Source organism: Kitasatospora sp. NPDC096077, assembly GCF_040303245.1.
Lineage (GTDB): Bacteria > Actinomycetota > Actinomycetes > Streptomycetales > Streptomycetaceae > Kitasatospora.
The window spans coordinates 1-13,068 of the sequence record NZ_JBEOSV010000051.1 but is presented as its reverse complement, the minus strand read 5'-3'; the positions used below and the strand labels follow the sequence as shown (position 1 = coordinate 13,068).

The 13,068-nt window shown below is 73.0% G+C and carries 16 protein-coding genes; 4 read left to right on the top strand and 12 right to left on the bottom strand.

Going from position 1 to position 13,068, the window contains the following annotated elements:
- Nucleotides 1-2 precede the first annotated feature (2 nt).
- The gene (gene hisI / locus ABTZ03_RS31770; RefSeq protein ID WP_350516587.1) at nucleotides 3-377 is read right to left on the bottom strand and encodes a phosphoribosyl-AMP cyclohydrolase; all 375 of its coding nucleotides are present in this window, start codon (nucleotides 375-377) and stop codon (nucleotides 3-5) included.
- Nucleotides 378-471: 94 nt separating this feature from the next.
- Between hisI and ABTZ03_RS31765 the strand changes: the two genes are divergently transcribed.
- Both ABTZ03_RS31765 and ABTZ03_RS31760 read left to right on the top strand, forming a co-directional pair.
- Complete coding sequence (locus ABTZ03_RS31765; protein WP_350516586.1) at nucleotides 472-1,020, top strand: hypothetical protein; 549 nt, start codon at nucleotides 472-474, stop codon at nucleotides 1,018-1,020.
- Nucleotides 1,021-1,049: 29 nt separating this feature from the next.
- Nucleotides 1,050-1,694: a TIGR03085 family metal-binding protein gene (locus ABTZ03_RS31760; RefSeq protein WP_350516585.1), complete on the top strand. Its 645-nt coding sequence runs from the start codon at nucleotides 1,050-1,052 to the stop codon at nucleotides 1,692-1,694.
- 61 nt (nucleotides 1,695-1,755) lie between these two features.
- On the opposite strand, the gene ABTZ03_RS31755 is transcribed toward ABTZ03_RS31760, so the two are convergent.
- From ABTZ03_RS31755 to ABTZ03_RS31745, 3 genes are all read right to left on the bottom strand, one after another.
- Nucleotides 1,756-2,568: a DUF3472 domain-containing protein gene (locus tag ABTZ03_RS31755; protein WP_350516584.1), complete on the bottom strand. Its 813-nt coding sequence runs from the start codon at nucleotides 2,566-2,568 to the stop codon at nucleotides 1,756-1,758.
- Between the two features lie 162 nt (nucleotides 2,569-2,730).
- Nucleotides 2,731-3,291, bottom strand: a complete 561-nt coding sequence (locus ABTZ03_RS31750) for a hypothetical protein (protein ID WP_350516583.1) — start codon at nucleotides 3,289-3,291, stop codon at nucleotides 2,731-2,733.
- A gap of 162 nt (nucleotides 3,292-3,453) precedes the next feature.
- Nucleotides 3,454-4,290: an arylamine N-acetyltransferase family protein gene (locus ABTZ03_RS31745; protein ID WP_350516582.1), complete on the bottom strand. Its 837-nt coding sequence runs from the start codon at nucleotides 4,288-4,290 to the stop codon at nucleotides 3,454-3,456.
- A 251-nt stretch (nucleotides 4,291-4,541) separates the two neighbouring features.
- Between ABTZ03_RS31745 and ABTZ03_RS31740 the strand changes: the two genes are divergently transcribed.
- On the top strand, nucleotides 4,542-5,321 hold the full coding sequence (locus ABTZ03_RS31740; protein ID WP_350516581.1) for a VOC family protein: 780 nt from the start codon (nucleotides 4,542-4,544) through the stop codon (nucleotides 5,319-5,321).
- Nucleotides 5,322-5,407: 86 nt separating this feature from the next.
- On the opposite strand, the gene hisF is transcribed toward ABTZ03_RS31740, so the two are convergent.
- From hisF to hisD, 8 genes are read right to left on the bottom strand one after another with little or no spacing between them, the layout of a single operon-like run.
- Nucleotides 5,408-6,178, bottom strand: coding sequence for an imidazole glycerol phosphate synthase subunit HisF (gene hisF / locus ABTZ03_RS31735; RefSeq protein WP_350516580.1), 771 nt, complete (start codon nucleotides 6,176-6,178; stop codon nucleotides 5,408-5,410).
- A complete protein-coding gene (locus ABTZ03_RS31730) occupies nucleotides 6,175-6,606 on the bottom strand; it encodes a Rid family hydrolase (RefSeq protein WP_350516579.1) in 432 nt (143 codons plus the stop codon). Before ABTZ03_RS31730 ends, hisF begins: the two co-directional genes overlap by 4 nt.
- A complete protein-coding gene (gene priA, locus ABTZ03_RS31725) occupies nucleotides 6,603-7,325 on the bottom strand; it encodes a bifunctional 1-(5-phosphoribosyl)-5-((5-phosphoribosylamino)methylideneamino)imidazole-4-carboxamide isomerase/phosphoribosylanthranilate isomerase PriA (protein WP_400927958.1) in 723 nt (240 codons plus the stop codon). Before priA ends, ABTZ03_RS31730 begins: the two co-directional genes overlap by 4 nt.
- 20 nt (nucleotides 7,326-7,345) lie before the next feature.
- Nucleotides 7,346-7,981: an imidazole glycerol phosphate synthase subunit HisH gene (gene hisH / locus ABTZ03_RS31720; protein WP_350516578.1), complete on the bottom strand. Its 636-nt coding sequence runs from the start codon at nucleotides 7,979-7,981 to the stop codon at nucleotides 7,346-7,348.
- Nucleotides 7,982-8,011: 30 nt separating this feature from the next.
- Complete coding sequence (locus ABTZ03_RS31715) at nucleotides 8,012-8,164, bottom strand: CG2302 family histidine operon protein (RefSeq protein WP_188302392.1); 153 nt, start codon at nucleotides 8,162-8,164, stop codon at nucleotides 8,012-8,014.
- Complete coding sequence (hisB, locus tag ABTZ03_RS31710) at nucleotides 8,161-8,754, bottom strand: imidazoleglycerol-phosphate dehydratase HisB (RefSeq protein ID WP_350516577.1); 594 nt, start codon at nucleotides 8,752-8,754, stop codon at nucleotides 8,161-8,163. Before hisB ends, ABTZ03_RS31715 begins: the two co-directional genes overlap by 4 nt.
- Nucleotides 8,755-8,760: 6 nt before the next feature.
- A complete protein-coding gene (locus tag ABTZ03_RS31705; RefSeq protein ID WP_350516576.1) occupies nucleotides 8,761-9,894 on the bottom strand; it encodes a histidinol-phosphate transaminase in 1,134 nt (377 codons plus the stop codon).
- Entirely contained in the window at nucleotides 9,891-11,216 is a 1,326-nt protein-coding gene (gene hisD, locus ABTZ03_RS31700) for a histidinol dehydrogenase (RefSeq protein ID WP_350516575.1), read from the bottom strand. The genes ABTZ03_RS31705 and hisD overlap by 4 nt, the downstream gene beginning before the upstream one ends.
- A 91-nt stretch (nucleotides 11,217-11,307) precedes the next feature.
- On the opposite strand from hisD, the gene ABTZ03_RS31695 reads away from it, so the two are divergent.
- Nucleotides 11,308-12,885: an oxidoreductase gene (locus ABTZ03_RS31695; protein ID WP_350516574.1), complete on the top strand. Its 1,578-nt coding sequence runs from the start codon at nucleotides 11,308-11,310 to the stop codon at nucleotides 12,883-12,885.
- Nucleotides 12,886-13,068: the final 183 nt, after the last annotated feature.

The window sequence follows — 13,068 nt, the reverse complement described above, 5'->3', positions numbered from 1 at the left end:
TGTCAGGAGGTCTGGAACAGCACGTCTGCGTCGAAGCAGGTCCGGTCGCCGGTGTGGCAGGCGGCGCCGCTCTGGTCGACCTTCACCAGCAGGGTGTCGCCGTCGCAGTCGAGCGCCACCGACTTGACCGCCTGGACGTGGCCGGAGGTGTCGCCCTTCACCCAGTACTCGTTGCGGCTGCGGCTCCAGTAGGTGCAGCGGCCGGTGGTGAGCGTGCGGTGCAGCGCCTCGTCGTCCATCCAGCCCAGCATCAGCACCTCACCGGTGTCGTACTGCTGCGCGACGGCCGGGACCAGGCCGTCCTCGGTGCGCTTGAGGCGGGCGGCGATCGCCGGGTCGAGCGAGGTGGTGCCGGGGGCGGCGGGTGTGGTGGACATGGGGCCATTGTGTCAGCCCGGCCGGAGGGTCCGTTCGGGGTCACTTCCGTCAACCGCCTGCCGCGCGGGGCCGCCCTGGGCCATCCTCATGGCCATGACCTCCGAGCAGCAGCCGCCCGAAGCCGCCGCCTCCCGTCCGTCCCGGGGCCTGGTGATCACCGTCGCCGCCGTCCTGGCCGTGCTGCTCGCGGTGGTGGCCACCGTGGTGCTCTGGCCGGAGGACGCCGCCAAGCCCGCCGCCGCCCCGCCCCCGCCGACCCCCACGCCCACCCCCACCAAGTCCCCACCCCCGTACGCCTACTTCCCGGTGGGCACCTGCTTCGACCACCCCCAGCTGAGCCCCGTCATCACCAAGGCCGAACAGCGCCCCTGCACGGGCGACCACGACGGCGAGGTCGTCGCCAACCTCAGGCTCCCGGACAACCTCAGCAGCGAACTCCCCATCGCCGTCGCCATGCGCGACGGCTGCAAGGACGCCGAGACCACCGCCAAGGCCCACCAGACCGACGGCAAGTCCTACTACCCCCGCGAGTTCGGCCCCGCCCTGGCCAACTACAAGGACGGCTGGCGCGACTACACCTGCACCCTCACCGCCGGCAACAAGCAGGGCTCCCCCAAGCTCCCCACCCCGCTCCGCCCCTGAGCCCCCGCCCCGGGCCCTAGGCTGGTGGCATGTCGAACCATGCGCTCGCCGAACGGCACCGTCTCGCCCAGCTGCTCGTCGATGCGGGACCGGAGGCGCCGACCCTGTGTGCCGGGTGGACGACCCGGGATCTGGCCGCGCACCTGGTGGTGCGGGAGCGGCGCGCCGACGCGGCGCCCGGGATCCGGGTCGGGGCGCTGGCCGGGTGGACGAAGCGGGTGCAGGACGGCTACGCGCAGCGCCCGTACGAGGAGTTGGTGCGGCTGTTCCGGGCCGGGCCGCCGGTGCTGTCGCTGTTCGCGCTGCCCGGGGCGGACGAGGTCGCGAACACCGTGGAGTACTTCGTGCACGCGGAGGACGTCGCGCGGGCGGGCGAGGAGTGGACGGCGCAGCCGGTGCCGCCCGGGCGGGCCGAGGCGCTGTGGCGGCGGCTGCCGATGATCGCCCGCTTCGAGGCGGGCCGCCGCTCCCCGGTGCGGCTGGTGCTGACCCGCCCGGACGGGCAGTCGCTGACGGTCGGCCCGGCCGGCGCCCCGACGGTGCGGATCACCGGCGAGCCGGGCGAGCTGGTCCTGTTCGCGTACGGCCGCGGGGCCCGTACCGCGCTGACGGTCGACGGCGCCGCGGACGCCGTCGAGGCCCTGCGGCACGCCCTGCCGCTGCCCGCCCGGTAGGCACGGCGACGGCCCCTCCTCGGGCTCGGGACGAGGAGGGGCCGGAGACGGGCCCGCGGGGCTACCCGGTCGCGCCCGACGAGACGACGGAGTAGCCGCCCGGGGTGCTCGCCGCGGAGACGGTGTAGTCCGACACGTCGCCACAGGTGTAGATCCCGCTGCCCGGCTGGTCGGTGGCCTTGTGCGAGATCGGCTTGAACGCCACCGGCTTCCCGTCGGCCCGGACGCCGCTGTACGAGACCTTCACCGCCGGGATGTCCGCGCAGGTCTTGATGCCGGAGAACTTCTCGATGAACGCGTTCGCGGTGTCCTGGAATCCCGGGTAGCCCGCCGGGACGCGCCACGCCCCGATCGTCCGGACCGTTCCGGTCGCGTCGTCCTTGATCGTCCCGGTGTACGACACTCCCTCGGGGTCGACCGTCTTCCGGGTCGCGATGGTGTACTTGCGGCCGACCTGGTACGCCAGGTCGTCGATCCCGCAGGTCACCCCGTTCCCGCCGTCCGCGCCGGACGCGCAGCTGGGGTCCAGGGGCGTCGCGCCCTTGCCGAAGAAGGAGAACCGCACGCCCGCCAGGCCGTTCGGGTGGGGTTGCAGCCCGGAGTAGTAGCCCGTGCCGCCCTCCTTCCCGAACAGGTAGTGCGCGTAGTAGATGTCGTCGGTGGCGGCCGCGGTCTCGACCTTGATCGAGTAGACGTACTCGGTGAAGTTCCCCGGCAGGCCGAAGTCGAAATTGATGAAGTGCTGCGGATTGCCGGCGGGGATCGACGACGGGGCGACGGCCTGGGCGGCGCCCGGCGGGACGGCCAGGGTGAGGGCCAAGGCCGCCGTGGCCGCGGCGGCGAGGTGGGCACGTTTCGGAGAGCGGATGCGCATGGACGGGTCCCGGTTCCTTCCGGTGGGGTGCGAGAGGCGCTCAACGACCTTCCCGCGACCCGCTCCCGCACCGATGCCCGATCGCCCGGATTCGCCCGGGCGGACGGCTCCCGGCCTTCCATCGGCGGCACCGCCCGCCCCCGGGGCCCGAGGGGACGGGCGTCAGCGCCGGTCGGCCGGGCCGGCCCCGTATTCCGGGTGACGGACCAGCCACTCGCCCTCGCCGCCCGGCTCCGCCTCGGTGGCGCCCGCGAAGCCGTAGTGGATCGGCCCGCCGTCGCCGTCGCCCAGCCAGCGGGCGTCCGTGAGCTGCACCGACAGGGCGGACGGGCGGTGCGGGGCGGGCTGCTCCAGCACCAGTTCGTGCGTCGTCCCGCCGGGGCGGAAGGTCACCGTGGTCTCGGTGCCGGGGCGGCCGTGGAAGACGCCGTCCGGGTCCGACCAGTAGGCGGCCACCGTGACGGCGAGCGTGCCGTCCAGGCTGCCGGTGCCGGGCCGGACGTACTCCTCCTCGGGGACCCAGCGCGCGTGGTGGCGGAGCTCCTCGCCCGCCCGGCGCTCGTCCCAGCGCACCCAGTAGCCCGCGACCCGTTTGACCGTCATGCCCTCGCGGACGACCCGGACCGCGGTCCGCGCCGGGCCGACCGGGGCGCAGGCCGCGAGGGAGACCACCGTCACCTGCTGGTAGGTGACCTCGCCGTCGTCGGCGCACTGCTCCATCACCGGTGAACCACCTTGCCGGATAGTCGAGTTGGTGTGCGGCCGGAGCCGCTCGGGAAGAGCGTAGGACAGCGGCGGCACCGCCCGGACGATTGCGCCGTTCCGGCCCCGGACGGCCGCGCGCCCGGCTACCCTACCCGCCGTCGGAGCGCCGTCAGAGCGCCGTCAGACCACCGCAACGGCCTCCCCGGCCTGCGCGGGCACGGTCGGCTGGGCCGGCAGCCGGTCGAGCACGATCCCGAAGTGCTCCCGGTACGCCGCCAGCGCCTCCGCGTCGGTGAGCCGCCGCTCGTCGCGGGTCCCGTCGGGCGCGGTGCGGATGAGCCGGTGGCCGCTGAGGGTGATCCGGCCGCCGTCCCCGGTGGGCAGGGTGCAGGTGGCCCCCTTGGCGAAGGGGGACTGCGGCGAGGTGCTCTGCCACCAGCAGGTCGGGCCGAAGTCGGCCAGCGGGTACGGGCGCGGGTCGAGCCGGTACTGCGGCGCGCCGTCCATCAGCACGTCCAGCTCCCAGTACGGGCCGCCCGGGACGATCGTGAACACGCCCTGCGGATCGGCCTGTTCGCCGCGCTCGTCCAGCCGCAGCGGCTGGTGGCTGAACCGTCCGAAGCCCACGTCGACCAGCCAGGGTTCCGCCAGGTCGACCCGCAGGGCGAGGTGGTCGAAGGGCGGGCCGAGCCGCTCCCGGTCGAAGACCCGGGCCGCCAGCAGGCTCACCCGGTACCCCAGCGAGCGCAGCAACTCCGCGAAGGCGCCGTTGAGTTCGTAGCAGAAGCCGCCCCGCCGGCGGTCCACCACCTTCGCCACCAGGGCCGCCGGGTCCAGCACGACCGGCTCCCCGAGGTGGATGCTCAGGTTCTCGAACGGCACCGCCCGCAGGTGGGCCCACTGCAGCCGCGCCAGGTTCGCCTCGGTGGGCGCCCCGGGGTCCGCCACCCCGATCCGCTCCAGGTACGCCGCCCGTACCGCCGGGGTCAGCCCTTCGTGCGCCTTCTCATGATCCATCCGCCCATTCCATCCCGGGGCGGCGCCCGGGGCCATCGGTCCTTGGACCTAGGCAGCCACCGCACCCCCGCCCACCCGGTCACCCTCGGTCACGCACCGCCCGGCCGCACCCCGGCGCGCCCCGGCTGCGGATGTCCGCACCCGGGTGCAGACTCGCAGAGGGCCGGGCAGGGGCGTGTGCGCGCCCGACGGAACCGTCCCGGTCACTCTCCGTCAAGGGGCACCACCTCCCGTCAAAGGGGCACCACCTCATGATCACCACCGACTTCCCCCTCGGCTCGCCCTGCTGGATCGACCTGGGCAGCCCGGACATCCCCGCCACCGCGGCGTTCTACGGCAAGGTCTTCGGCTGGACCTTCCAGGAGATCCCGGAGGCGATGGGCTACGGCTTCCTGCAGCTGAACGGCAAGACCGTCGGCGCGGTCGGCCCGCTCGACCCGGGCGACCGGTCCTCCTGGACGACGTACTTCCGCACCGCGAACGTGGACGCCACCGCCCAGGCCGCCGAGAAGGCCGGCGGCAAGGTCCTGGTCCCGCCCGCGGACGTGATGCGGGAGGGCCGGTTCGCCCAGGTCGCCGACCCGCAGGGCGCCCGGTTCGCGATCTGGCAGGCCGGCGACACCACCGGGCTGGACGCCGTCTCCGAGGACGACACCCTGGTCTGGGCCGAGCTGCACACCTCGGACCAGGACGGCGGATTCTCCTTCTACCACGCCCTGTTCGGCTGGCGGGTGGAGAACTTCGAGCCGTCCCCGGGCATGAACTACCGGGTGATCTCGACCGCCGACGGCGACCAGCAGCAGACCGCCTTCGGCGGCATCGCTCCGACCATGCAGGAGGACCAGCCCTCCGCCTGGACGCCGTACTTCGCCGCCGCCGACGTGGACGCGCTGGTGACCAAGGCGACGGCGGCCGGCGGCACGGTGCTGATGCCGGCCGCGGACGTGGCGAACGTCGGCCGGATCGCCTGGCTGGCGGACCCGAACGGCGCCCCCTTCGCGCTGATCAAGGGCGAGCCCCGGGAGTCCTGAACACCAACACACCGACAGGACCCCCGAGCATGCAGCAGGAGGGCCCGCCGCTCGATCGAGCGGCGGGCCCTCCTCGCGGGACGGATTCACCGCACCGGGTGCCCGGCCTCCCGCAGCGCGTTCTTGACCTCGCCGATCCGCAGGTCCCCGAAGTGGAACACGCTGGCCGCCAGCACCGCGTCCGCGCCCGCCTCGACGGCCGGCGCGAAGTCCGCGAGCCGACCCGCCCCGCCGGAGGCGATCACCGGCACCGAGACGGCCTTGCGCACCGCCCGGATCATCTCCAGGTCGTAGCCGTCCTTGGTGCCGTCCGCGTCCATCGAGTTGAGCAGGATCTCGCCCGCCCCCAACTCGGCCGCGCGGCCCGCCCATTCGACCGCGTCCAGGCCGGTGCCCTGCCGCCCGCCGTGGGTGGTGACCTCGTACCCGGAGGCCGTCTCCACGCCGTCCGGGCAGCGCCGGGCGTCCACCGACAGCACCAGCACCTGGCGCCCGAACCGCTGGGCGATCTCCCGGACCAGCTCCGGCCGGGCGATGGCCGCGGTGTTGACGCCGACCTTGTCGGCGCCGGCCCGCAGCAGCTTGTCGACGTCCTCGACGGCCCGGATGCCGCCGCCGACGGTGAGCGGGATGAACACCTGCTCGGCGGTGCGGCGGACCACGTCGTAGGTGGTCTCGCGGTCGCCGGAGGAGGCGGTGATGTCGAGGAAGGTCAGCTCGTCGGCGCCCTCGGCGTCGTAGAGCTTGGCCATCTCGACCGGGTCGCCGGCGTCGCGCAGGTTCTGGAAGTTGACGCCCTTGACCACCCGCCCGGCGTCCACGTCCAGGCAGGGGATGACACGTACTGCGAGGGTCACGGCTGCTTGCCTTCCAGGGTCTTTGCCAGCCCGGTGCGGTACGCGTCGATCTCGACCTCGACCATCATCCGGGAGTCGATCAGCCCGTCGACCACCACCAGGGTGACCACCGGCCTCACGGTGTCGAAGAGTTCGCGGTGGGCGCGGCCCACCGCGTCCACGTCGCGGGCGTGAATGAGGAACATCCGGGTGCGGACCACGTCGTCCGCCGTCAGTCCGTACGCGGCCAGTGCCGCCAGCGCGTTGCCGAAGGCGGCGACGGTCTGCTCGTAGGGGTCGCCCTCGCCGTGGAGGACGCCGTCCACCAGCGGGCGGGCGCCCGCCACGTGCACGTGGTCACCGGCGGCGACCGCCTGTGCCGAGCCGATCGCGTCCTCCCAGTGCGAGAATCCGGTGACCCGACCGCGTACGACCTGACGTTCCGTCATCCTGAAACCGCCTCCAGGGCCTCTTCGAGGGTGAACTTCTGCTCGTAGAGGGCCTTGCCCACGATGGCGCCCTCGACACCCTCGCCGGTCAGCGAGGCGATGGCGCGCAGGTCGTCCAGCGAGGAGACGCCGCCGGAGGCGACCACCGGGCGGTCGGTGGCGGCGCAGACGTCGCGCAGCAGCTGCAGGTTGGGGCCGGTCAGGGTGCCGTCCCGGTTGACGTCGGTGACGACGTAGCGGGCGCAGCCCTCCGCGTCCAGCCGGGCCAGCACGTCGAAGAGCTGGCCGCCGTCGCGGGTCCAGCCGCGGCCGCGCAGGGTGGTGCCGACCACGTCCAGGCCGACGGCGATCTTGTCGCCGTGCTCGGCGATGGCCTTGGCGACCCACTCGGGGGCCTCCAGGGCGGCGGTGCCGAGGTTGACCCGGGTGCAGCCGGTGGCGAGCGCGCGGGCGAGCGACTCGTCGTCGCGGATGCCGCCGGACAGCTCGACCTTGATGTCCAGCTGTCCGGTGACCTCGCGCAGCAGCTCGTAGTTGCTGCCGGTCCCGAAGGCGGCGTCCAGGTCGACCAGGTGCAGCCACTCGGCGCCGGCGTTCTGCCAGGCGAGGGCGGCGGCCAGCGGCTCGCCGAAGGAGGTCTCGGTGCCGGAGGCACCCTTGACCAGGCGGACGGCCTGGCCGTCCCGGACGTCGACGGCAGGCAGCAGCTCAAGGCTCATCAGAAACAACTCTCAGACGGTCAGAGGGTGTTGACCCAGTTGGTCAGCAGGGCGGCGCCGGCGTCGCCGGACTTCTCGGGGTGGAACTGGGTGGCCCACAGCGGGCCGTTCTCGATGGCGGCGACGAACGGCTGCCCGTGCGTGGCCCAGGTGACCAGCGGCGGATCGATCCGCGCGCTGTGGGTCTCCAGCTCCCAGTGCCGCACCCCGTAGGAGTGCACGAAGTAGAAGCGGGTCTGCGGGTCCAGGCCGGCGAACATCCGACTGCCCTCGGGCACGTCCACCGTGTTCCAGCCCATGTGCGGGACGACCGGGGCGTCCAGCGGCTCCACGGTGCCCGGCCACTCGTCGCAGCCGGCGGTCTCGACGCCGTGCTCGACCCCCTTCTCGAAGAGGATCTGCATGCCGACGCAGATGCCCATGACCGGGCGGCCCCCGGAGAGCCGGCGGCCGATGATCCAGTCCCCGCGGACGGACTTCAGCCCGCGCATGCAGGCCTCGAAGGCGCCCACGCCGGGGACGAGCAGGCCGTCCGCGGCCATCGCGGTGTCGTAGTCGGAGCTGACCGTGACGTTCGCCCCGGTCCGCTCCAGGGCGCGCTGCGCGGAGCGCAGGTTGCCGGAGCCGTAGTCGAGGACGACGACGTTCTTGCCCATGTTCAGGTGTCCAGTCTCTCTACGGCGGGTCTAGAGGCGCATGAGGCCGGAGCCCAGGCACATCACGGCACCGATGGCCAGCACCAGGATGACGCCCTTCGGCAGCTTCTGCTTCCAGAAGGAGATCACTCCGCCGGCCAGGAAGAGGCCGACGAAGAGGAGGATCGTCGCGGTCTTGTTCACAGCGCGCCCTTGGTCGACGGGAGGATGCCGGCCGCGCGCGGGTCGTGCTCGGCGGCGTAGCGCAGCGCCCGGGCCAGCGCCTTGAACTGGCACTCCACGATGTGGTGGGCGTTGCGGCCGTACGGGACGTGCACGTGCAGCGCGATCTGGGCCTGGGCGACGAAGGACTCCAGGATGTGCCGGGTCATCGTGGTGTCGTAGCTGCCGATCATCGGCGCCATGTTCTCGGGCTCGGTGTGCACCAGGTAGGGCCGGCCGGAGAGGTCGACGGTGACCTGGGCGAGCGACTCGTCCAGCGGCACCGTGCAGTTGCCGAAGCGGTAGATGCCGACCTTGTCGCCGAGCGCCTGCTTGAAGGCGGCGCCGAGCGCGAGGGCGGTGTCCTCGATGGTGTGGTGGGTGTCGATGTGCAGGTCGCCGTCGGTCTTGACGGTGAGGTCGAACAGACCGTGGCGGCCGAGCTGGTCGAGCATGTGGTCGTAGAAGCCGACGCCGGTGGAGATGTCGGTCCGGCCCGTGCCGTCGAGGTCTATCTCGACCAGGACGGAGGTCTCCTTGGTGGTGCGCTCGACGCGTCCGATGCGGGACATGAGGGGTTACAGCTCCTTGATCACTCTGCGGACGGCGTCCAGGAAGGCGTCGTTCTCGGCGGGCGTGCCGGCGGTGACGCGCAGCCACCCGGGGACGCCGTTGTCACGGACCAGGACACCCTGGTCGAGGATGGCCTGCCAGACGGCGTGGGTGTCGGCGAAGCGGCCGAACTGGACGAAGTTGGCGTCCGAGTCGGTCACCTCCAGGCCCATCGCGCGCAGCGCGTCGACCAGCCGGTCGCGCTCCTCCTTGAGCCGTCCGACGTACCCCAGCAGGGTGTCGGTGTGCTCCAGGCAGGCCAGCGCGGTGGCCTGGGTGACGGCCGACAGGTGGTACGGCAGGCGCACCAGCTGGACGGCGTCCACCACGGCCGCGTCGGCGGCCAGGTAGCCCAGCCGCAGTCCGGCGGCGCCGAAGGCCTTGGACATGGTGCGGCTGACCACCAGGTTGGGGCGGCCCTCGATCAGCGGCAGCAGCGAGGCGCGGTGCGAGAACTCGACGTACGCCTCGTCCACCACCACCAGGCTGGGCCGGGCGGCCTGCGCGGCCTCGTACAGCCGCAGCACGGTGTCGGCCGTGACGGCCGTCCCGGTGGGGTTGTTCGGCGAGCAGACGAAGACCACGTTCGGCCGCTGCTCGGCGATGACCTCGACCGCGGCGTCCACGTCGATGGTGAAGTCGTCGCGCCGCGGGCCGGAGATCCAGGCGGTGCCGGTGCCCCGGGAGATCAGCGCGTGCATCGAGTAGGAGGGCTCGAAGCCGAGCGCGCTGCGGCCGGGGCCGCCGAAGGTCTGCAGCAGCTGCTGGAGCACCTCGTTGGAGCCGTTGGCGGCCCACACCTGGGCGCGGCCCACCGGGAAGCCGGTGGTGCGGGTCAGGTAGCCGGCCAGGCCCTCGCGCAGTTCGACGGCGTCCCGGTCCGGGTAGCGGTTGAGGCCGCGGGCGGCCTCGGCGACCCGCTCCGCGATCCGGGCCACCAGCTCCTCGGGCAGCGGGTACGGGTTCTCGTTGGTGTTCAGCTGGACGGGCACGTCCAGCTGCGGCGCGCCGTACGGGGACTGGCCGCGCAGCTCGTCCCGGACGGGCAGGTCGTCGATGCGGGTGGCGCGGTTCTCAGTGCGGTTCTCAGGAGTGCTCACGAGCCGGGTACCGTCCAGTCGAAGCGGGCCTTGATCGCGTCGCCGTGTCCGGGCAGGTCCTCGGCGTTCGCCAGGTTCACCACGTGCGCGGCGACGTCCGCCAGCGCCTCCCGGTCGTACTCGACGACCTGGACGCCGCGCAGGAAGGTCTGCACCGACAGCCCGGAGGAGTGGCAGGCGCAGCCGCCGGTCGGCAGCACGTGGTTGGAGCCGGCCGCGTAGTCGCCCAGCGAGACCGGGGTCCAGCGGCCGATGAAGATCGCACCGGCGTTGACGACCTTCGCCGCCACCGCGTGCGGGTCGCGGGTCTGGATCTCCAGGTGCTCGGCCGCGTAGGCGTTGACCACGGCGAGGCCCTGGGTCAGGTCGTCGACCAGGATGATGCCGGACTGCCGGCCGCCGAGCGCCTCGGCGACCCGCTCGCTGTGCTTGGTCCGGCCGACCTGGGCGATCAGCTCCACCTCGACCGCGTCGGCCAGCGCCACGGAGTCGGTGACCAGCACCGAGCCGGAGGTCGGGCCGTGCTCGGCCTGGCTGATCAGGTCGGCGGCCACGTCGCTCGGCAGCGCGCTGTCGTCGGCGAGGACGGCGATCTCGGTCGGGCCGGCCTCGGAGTCGATGCCGATCCGGCCGGCGAACAGCCGCTTGGCGGCGGCCACGTAGATGTTGCCCGGGCCGGTGACCATGTTGACCGGCGCGCACTCCTCGGTGCCGAGGGCGAACATCGCCACCGCCTGGGCGCCGCCGACGGAGTAGACCTCGTCCACGCCGAGCAGCGCGCAGGCCGCCAGGATGGTCGGGTGGACCCGGCCGCCGCCCCACTTACTGTTGAAAGGGGCCTTCTGCGGCGGCGACGTCACCGCGATGCCCGTCACGCCCGCCTCCTGGGCCGGCACCACGTTCATCACCACGGAGGACGGGTAGACCGCCAGCCCGCCCGGCACGTACAGCCCGACCCGCTCGACCGGCACCCAGCGCTGGGTGACCGTGCCGCCCGGCACCACCTGGGTGGTGTGCCCGGTCCGGCGCTGGTCCGCGTGCACGGTCCGGGCCCGGCGGATCGACTCCTCCAGCGCGGCCCGCACCTTCGGGTCCAGCGTCTCCAGCGCCTCGGTGAACTGCTCGGCCGGGACCCTGGTCGACTCCAGCCGGACGCCGTCGAAGCGCTCGGTGATCTCGATCAGCGCCGCGACCCCGCGATGGCGTACGTCCTCGGCGATCGGCCGCACCTTCTCCAGGGCGGCCGCCACGTCGAACTCGGCACGGGGCAGCAGGTCACGCGGGTCGTCCAGCGAGCCGCGGAGGTCGATTCGAGAGATCACGCCACCCAGTGTAAGGAGTGGCCGGAACGGGTGGTCCCACATTTCAGTCCGTGATACGAAAGGCGAGACGACCGGGGGGACGGGGAAAAGCATGGCGGAAAGCGCTCCAGCGGGCTGGTCCGACACCGAACAGGGGCTCTGGGAGGCCTTCCGGGAGGGGGAGGTCTTCGACCGCCGATGTGGCCGGAACGACATCGACGACCCCTTCGGGGACGTCCCGTGGGGGCCGGAGCGGACGGTCAGCGCCGAGGTCCTCGCCCACCTGCTGCTGGCCGGCCCCCAGCCCACCGCCGGGCGGGTCGCCTCGCTGCGGATGAGCGGGGTGACCGTCACCGGGGCGCTCAACCTGGCCGGCGGCCACATCGAGCGCTACGTCGAACTGCGCGGCTGCCGCTTCGAGCACAAGATCCTCATCTCGGAGGCCTCGGCCACCACCCTGCGCATGGTCGACTGCCTGATCCCCCGGCTGGAGGCCTCCCGGCTCGCCACCACCGGCGACCTCCACCTGGCCCGCTGCCGGATCCCCGAGGGTGTCCGGCTCACCGACGCCAGGATCGGCACCGACCTGCTGCTCAACCTGGCCGTCATCGGCGGCGACCGCTTCGGCCGCGCGGTGTCCGCCGACGGGATGACCGTCCACCAGGACTTCGAGGCCGAACGCCTGGAGACGCACGGCGAGTTGAGCGTCCGCACGGCCCGGATAGGCGGCCGGCTCTCGCTCCGCGGCGCCCAACTGCACGCCGACCCGCAGAACCGGGTCTGCCTCAACGCGGTCCGGCTCAACGTCGGCCACACCCTCTACCTGACCAGCTCCGCCGACGTCGGCTGGTACGGCTCCCGCAGCTACTACGGCTCCGGCTACGGCCAGAGCCCCCCGCCCGACGCCCCCAGCACCCCCTTCCGCGCCCACGGCCAGGTGCGGCTCTCCGACGCCCGCTTCGAGGCCGCCTGCCTGATCTCCGGCGAATTCCACCTGGAGGGCGACGACGAGCTCTCCCTGCGCCGCATCCACACCCCCGAACTCCGCTTCACCTGCAAGATCCGGCCCACCGGCATGGTCTCGCTGTCCCGCGCCCGGGTCGGCAACCTGGTCGACACCCCGGAGGCCTGGCCGCTCGGCCGGCACCTGCGGCTGACCGGCTTCGTCTACGAGAACCTCCGCCCGGTCGGCCAGTTCACCGTCCAGCAGCGGATCGACTGGCTGGAGGGCTCCGCGGTCGAGTTCCAGCCGGAGTCCTACGAACAGCTCGCCGCCGCCCTGCGCCGCGACGGCGCCGACGACGACGCCCGGCAGGTGCTGTACGCCAAGCAGCGCCGCCGCCAGGAGACCCTGCCCCTGCCCGCCCGGCTCTGGGGCCAGGTCCAGGACGTCACCGTCGGTTACGGCTACCGCCCCGGCCGGGCCGGCCTGTGGCTGCTGCTCGCCTGGGCGCTCGGCAGCATCTGGTTCGCCACCCACCAGCCGGAACCGCTCAAGCCCGACGAGCGCCCGCACTGGAACGCGGTGCTCTTCACCCTCGACAAACTGCTGCCGATCGTCGACCTCAACCAGGGCGCCTGGAACCCCGGCGGGGCCTCCCAGTGGATCTCCGCCGGCCTCGTCGTCGTCGGCTGGCTCCTCGCCTCCACCGTCCTCACCGGCGCCAGCCGCCTCCTCCAACGCGGCTGACCCACCCCGGCCGCGGCTACCTGCGCCGCCTCGCCCCCGTCACTCCGTCGTCGCCCCGGTCGGGCCAGGGGTGGTTTCCTGCCGGAGCCACGCGCCACATCGCTCTCATCACTCCGTCGCCGCGCCGGCCTGGCCAGCGCGGCGACGACCACTCGGCGGAGGGATTGGGGCCCCCCCACATGC

Excerpts from the sequence above, each read along its gene's own strand:
- hisI (WP_350516587.1), bottom strand. The coding sequence starts at position 377 with ATGTCCACCACACCCGCCGCCCCCGGCACCACCTCGCTCGACCCGGCG.
- ABTZ03_RS31765 (WP_350516586.1), top strand. The coding sequence starts at position 472 with ATGACCTCCGAGCAGCAGCCGCCCGAAGCCGCCGCCTCCCGTCCGTCC.
- ABTZ03_RS31760 (WP_350516585.1), top strand. The coding sequence starts at position 1,050 with ATGTCGAACCATGCGCTCGCCGAACGGCACCGTCTCGCCCAGCTGCTC.
- ABTZ03_RS31755 (WP_350516584.1), bottom strand. The coding sequence starts at position 2,568 with ATGCGCATCCGCTCTCCGAAACGTGCCCACCTCGCCGCCGCGGCCACG.
- ABTZ03_RS31745 (WP_350516582.1), bottom strand. The coding sequence starts at position 4,290 with ATGGATCATGAGAAGGCGCACGAAGGGCTGACCCCGGCGGTACGGGCG.
- ABTZ03_RS31740 (WP_350516581.1), top strand. The coding sequence starts at position 4,542 with ATGATCACCACCGACTTCCCCCTCGGCTCGCCCTGCTGGATCGACCTG.
- ABTZ03_RS31730 (WP_350516579.1), bottom strand. The coding sequence starts at position 6,606 with ATGACGGAACGTCAGGTCGTACGCGGTCGGGTCACCGGATTCTCGCAC.
- priA (WP_400927958.1), bottom strand. The coding sequence starts at position 7,325 with ATGAGCCTTGAGCTGCTGCCTGCCGTCGACGTCCGGGACGGCCAGGCC.
- hisH (WP_350516578.1), bottom strand. The coding sequence starts at position 7,981 with ATGGGCAAGAACGTCGTCGTCCTCGACTACGGCTCCGGCAACCTGCGC.
- hisB (WP_350516577.1), bottom strand. The coding sequence starts at position 8,754 with ATGTCCCGCATCGGACGCGTCGAGCGCACCACCAAGGAGACCTCCGTC.
- ABTZ03_RS31695 (WP_350516574.1), top strand. The coding sequence starts at position 11,308 with ATGGCGGAAAGCGCTCCAGCGGGCTGGTCCGACACCGAACAGGGGCTC.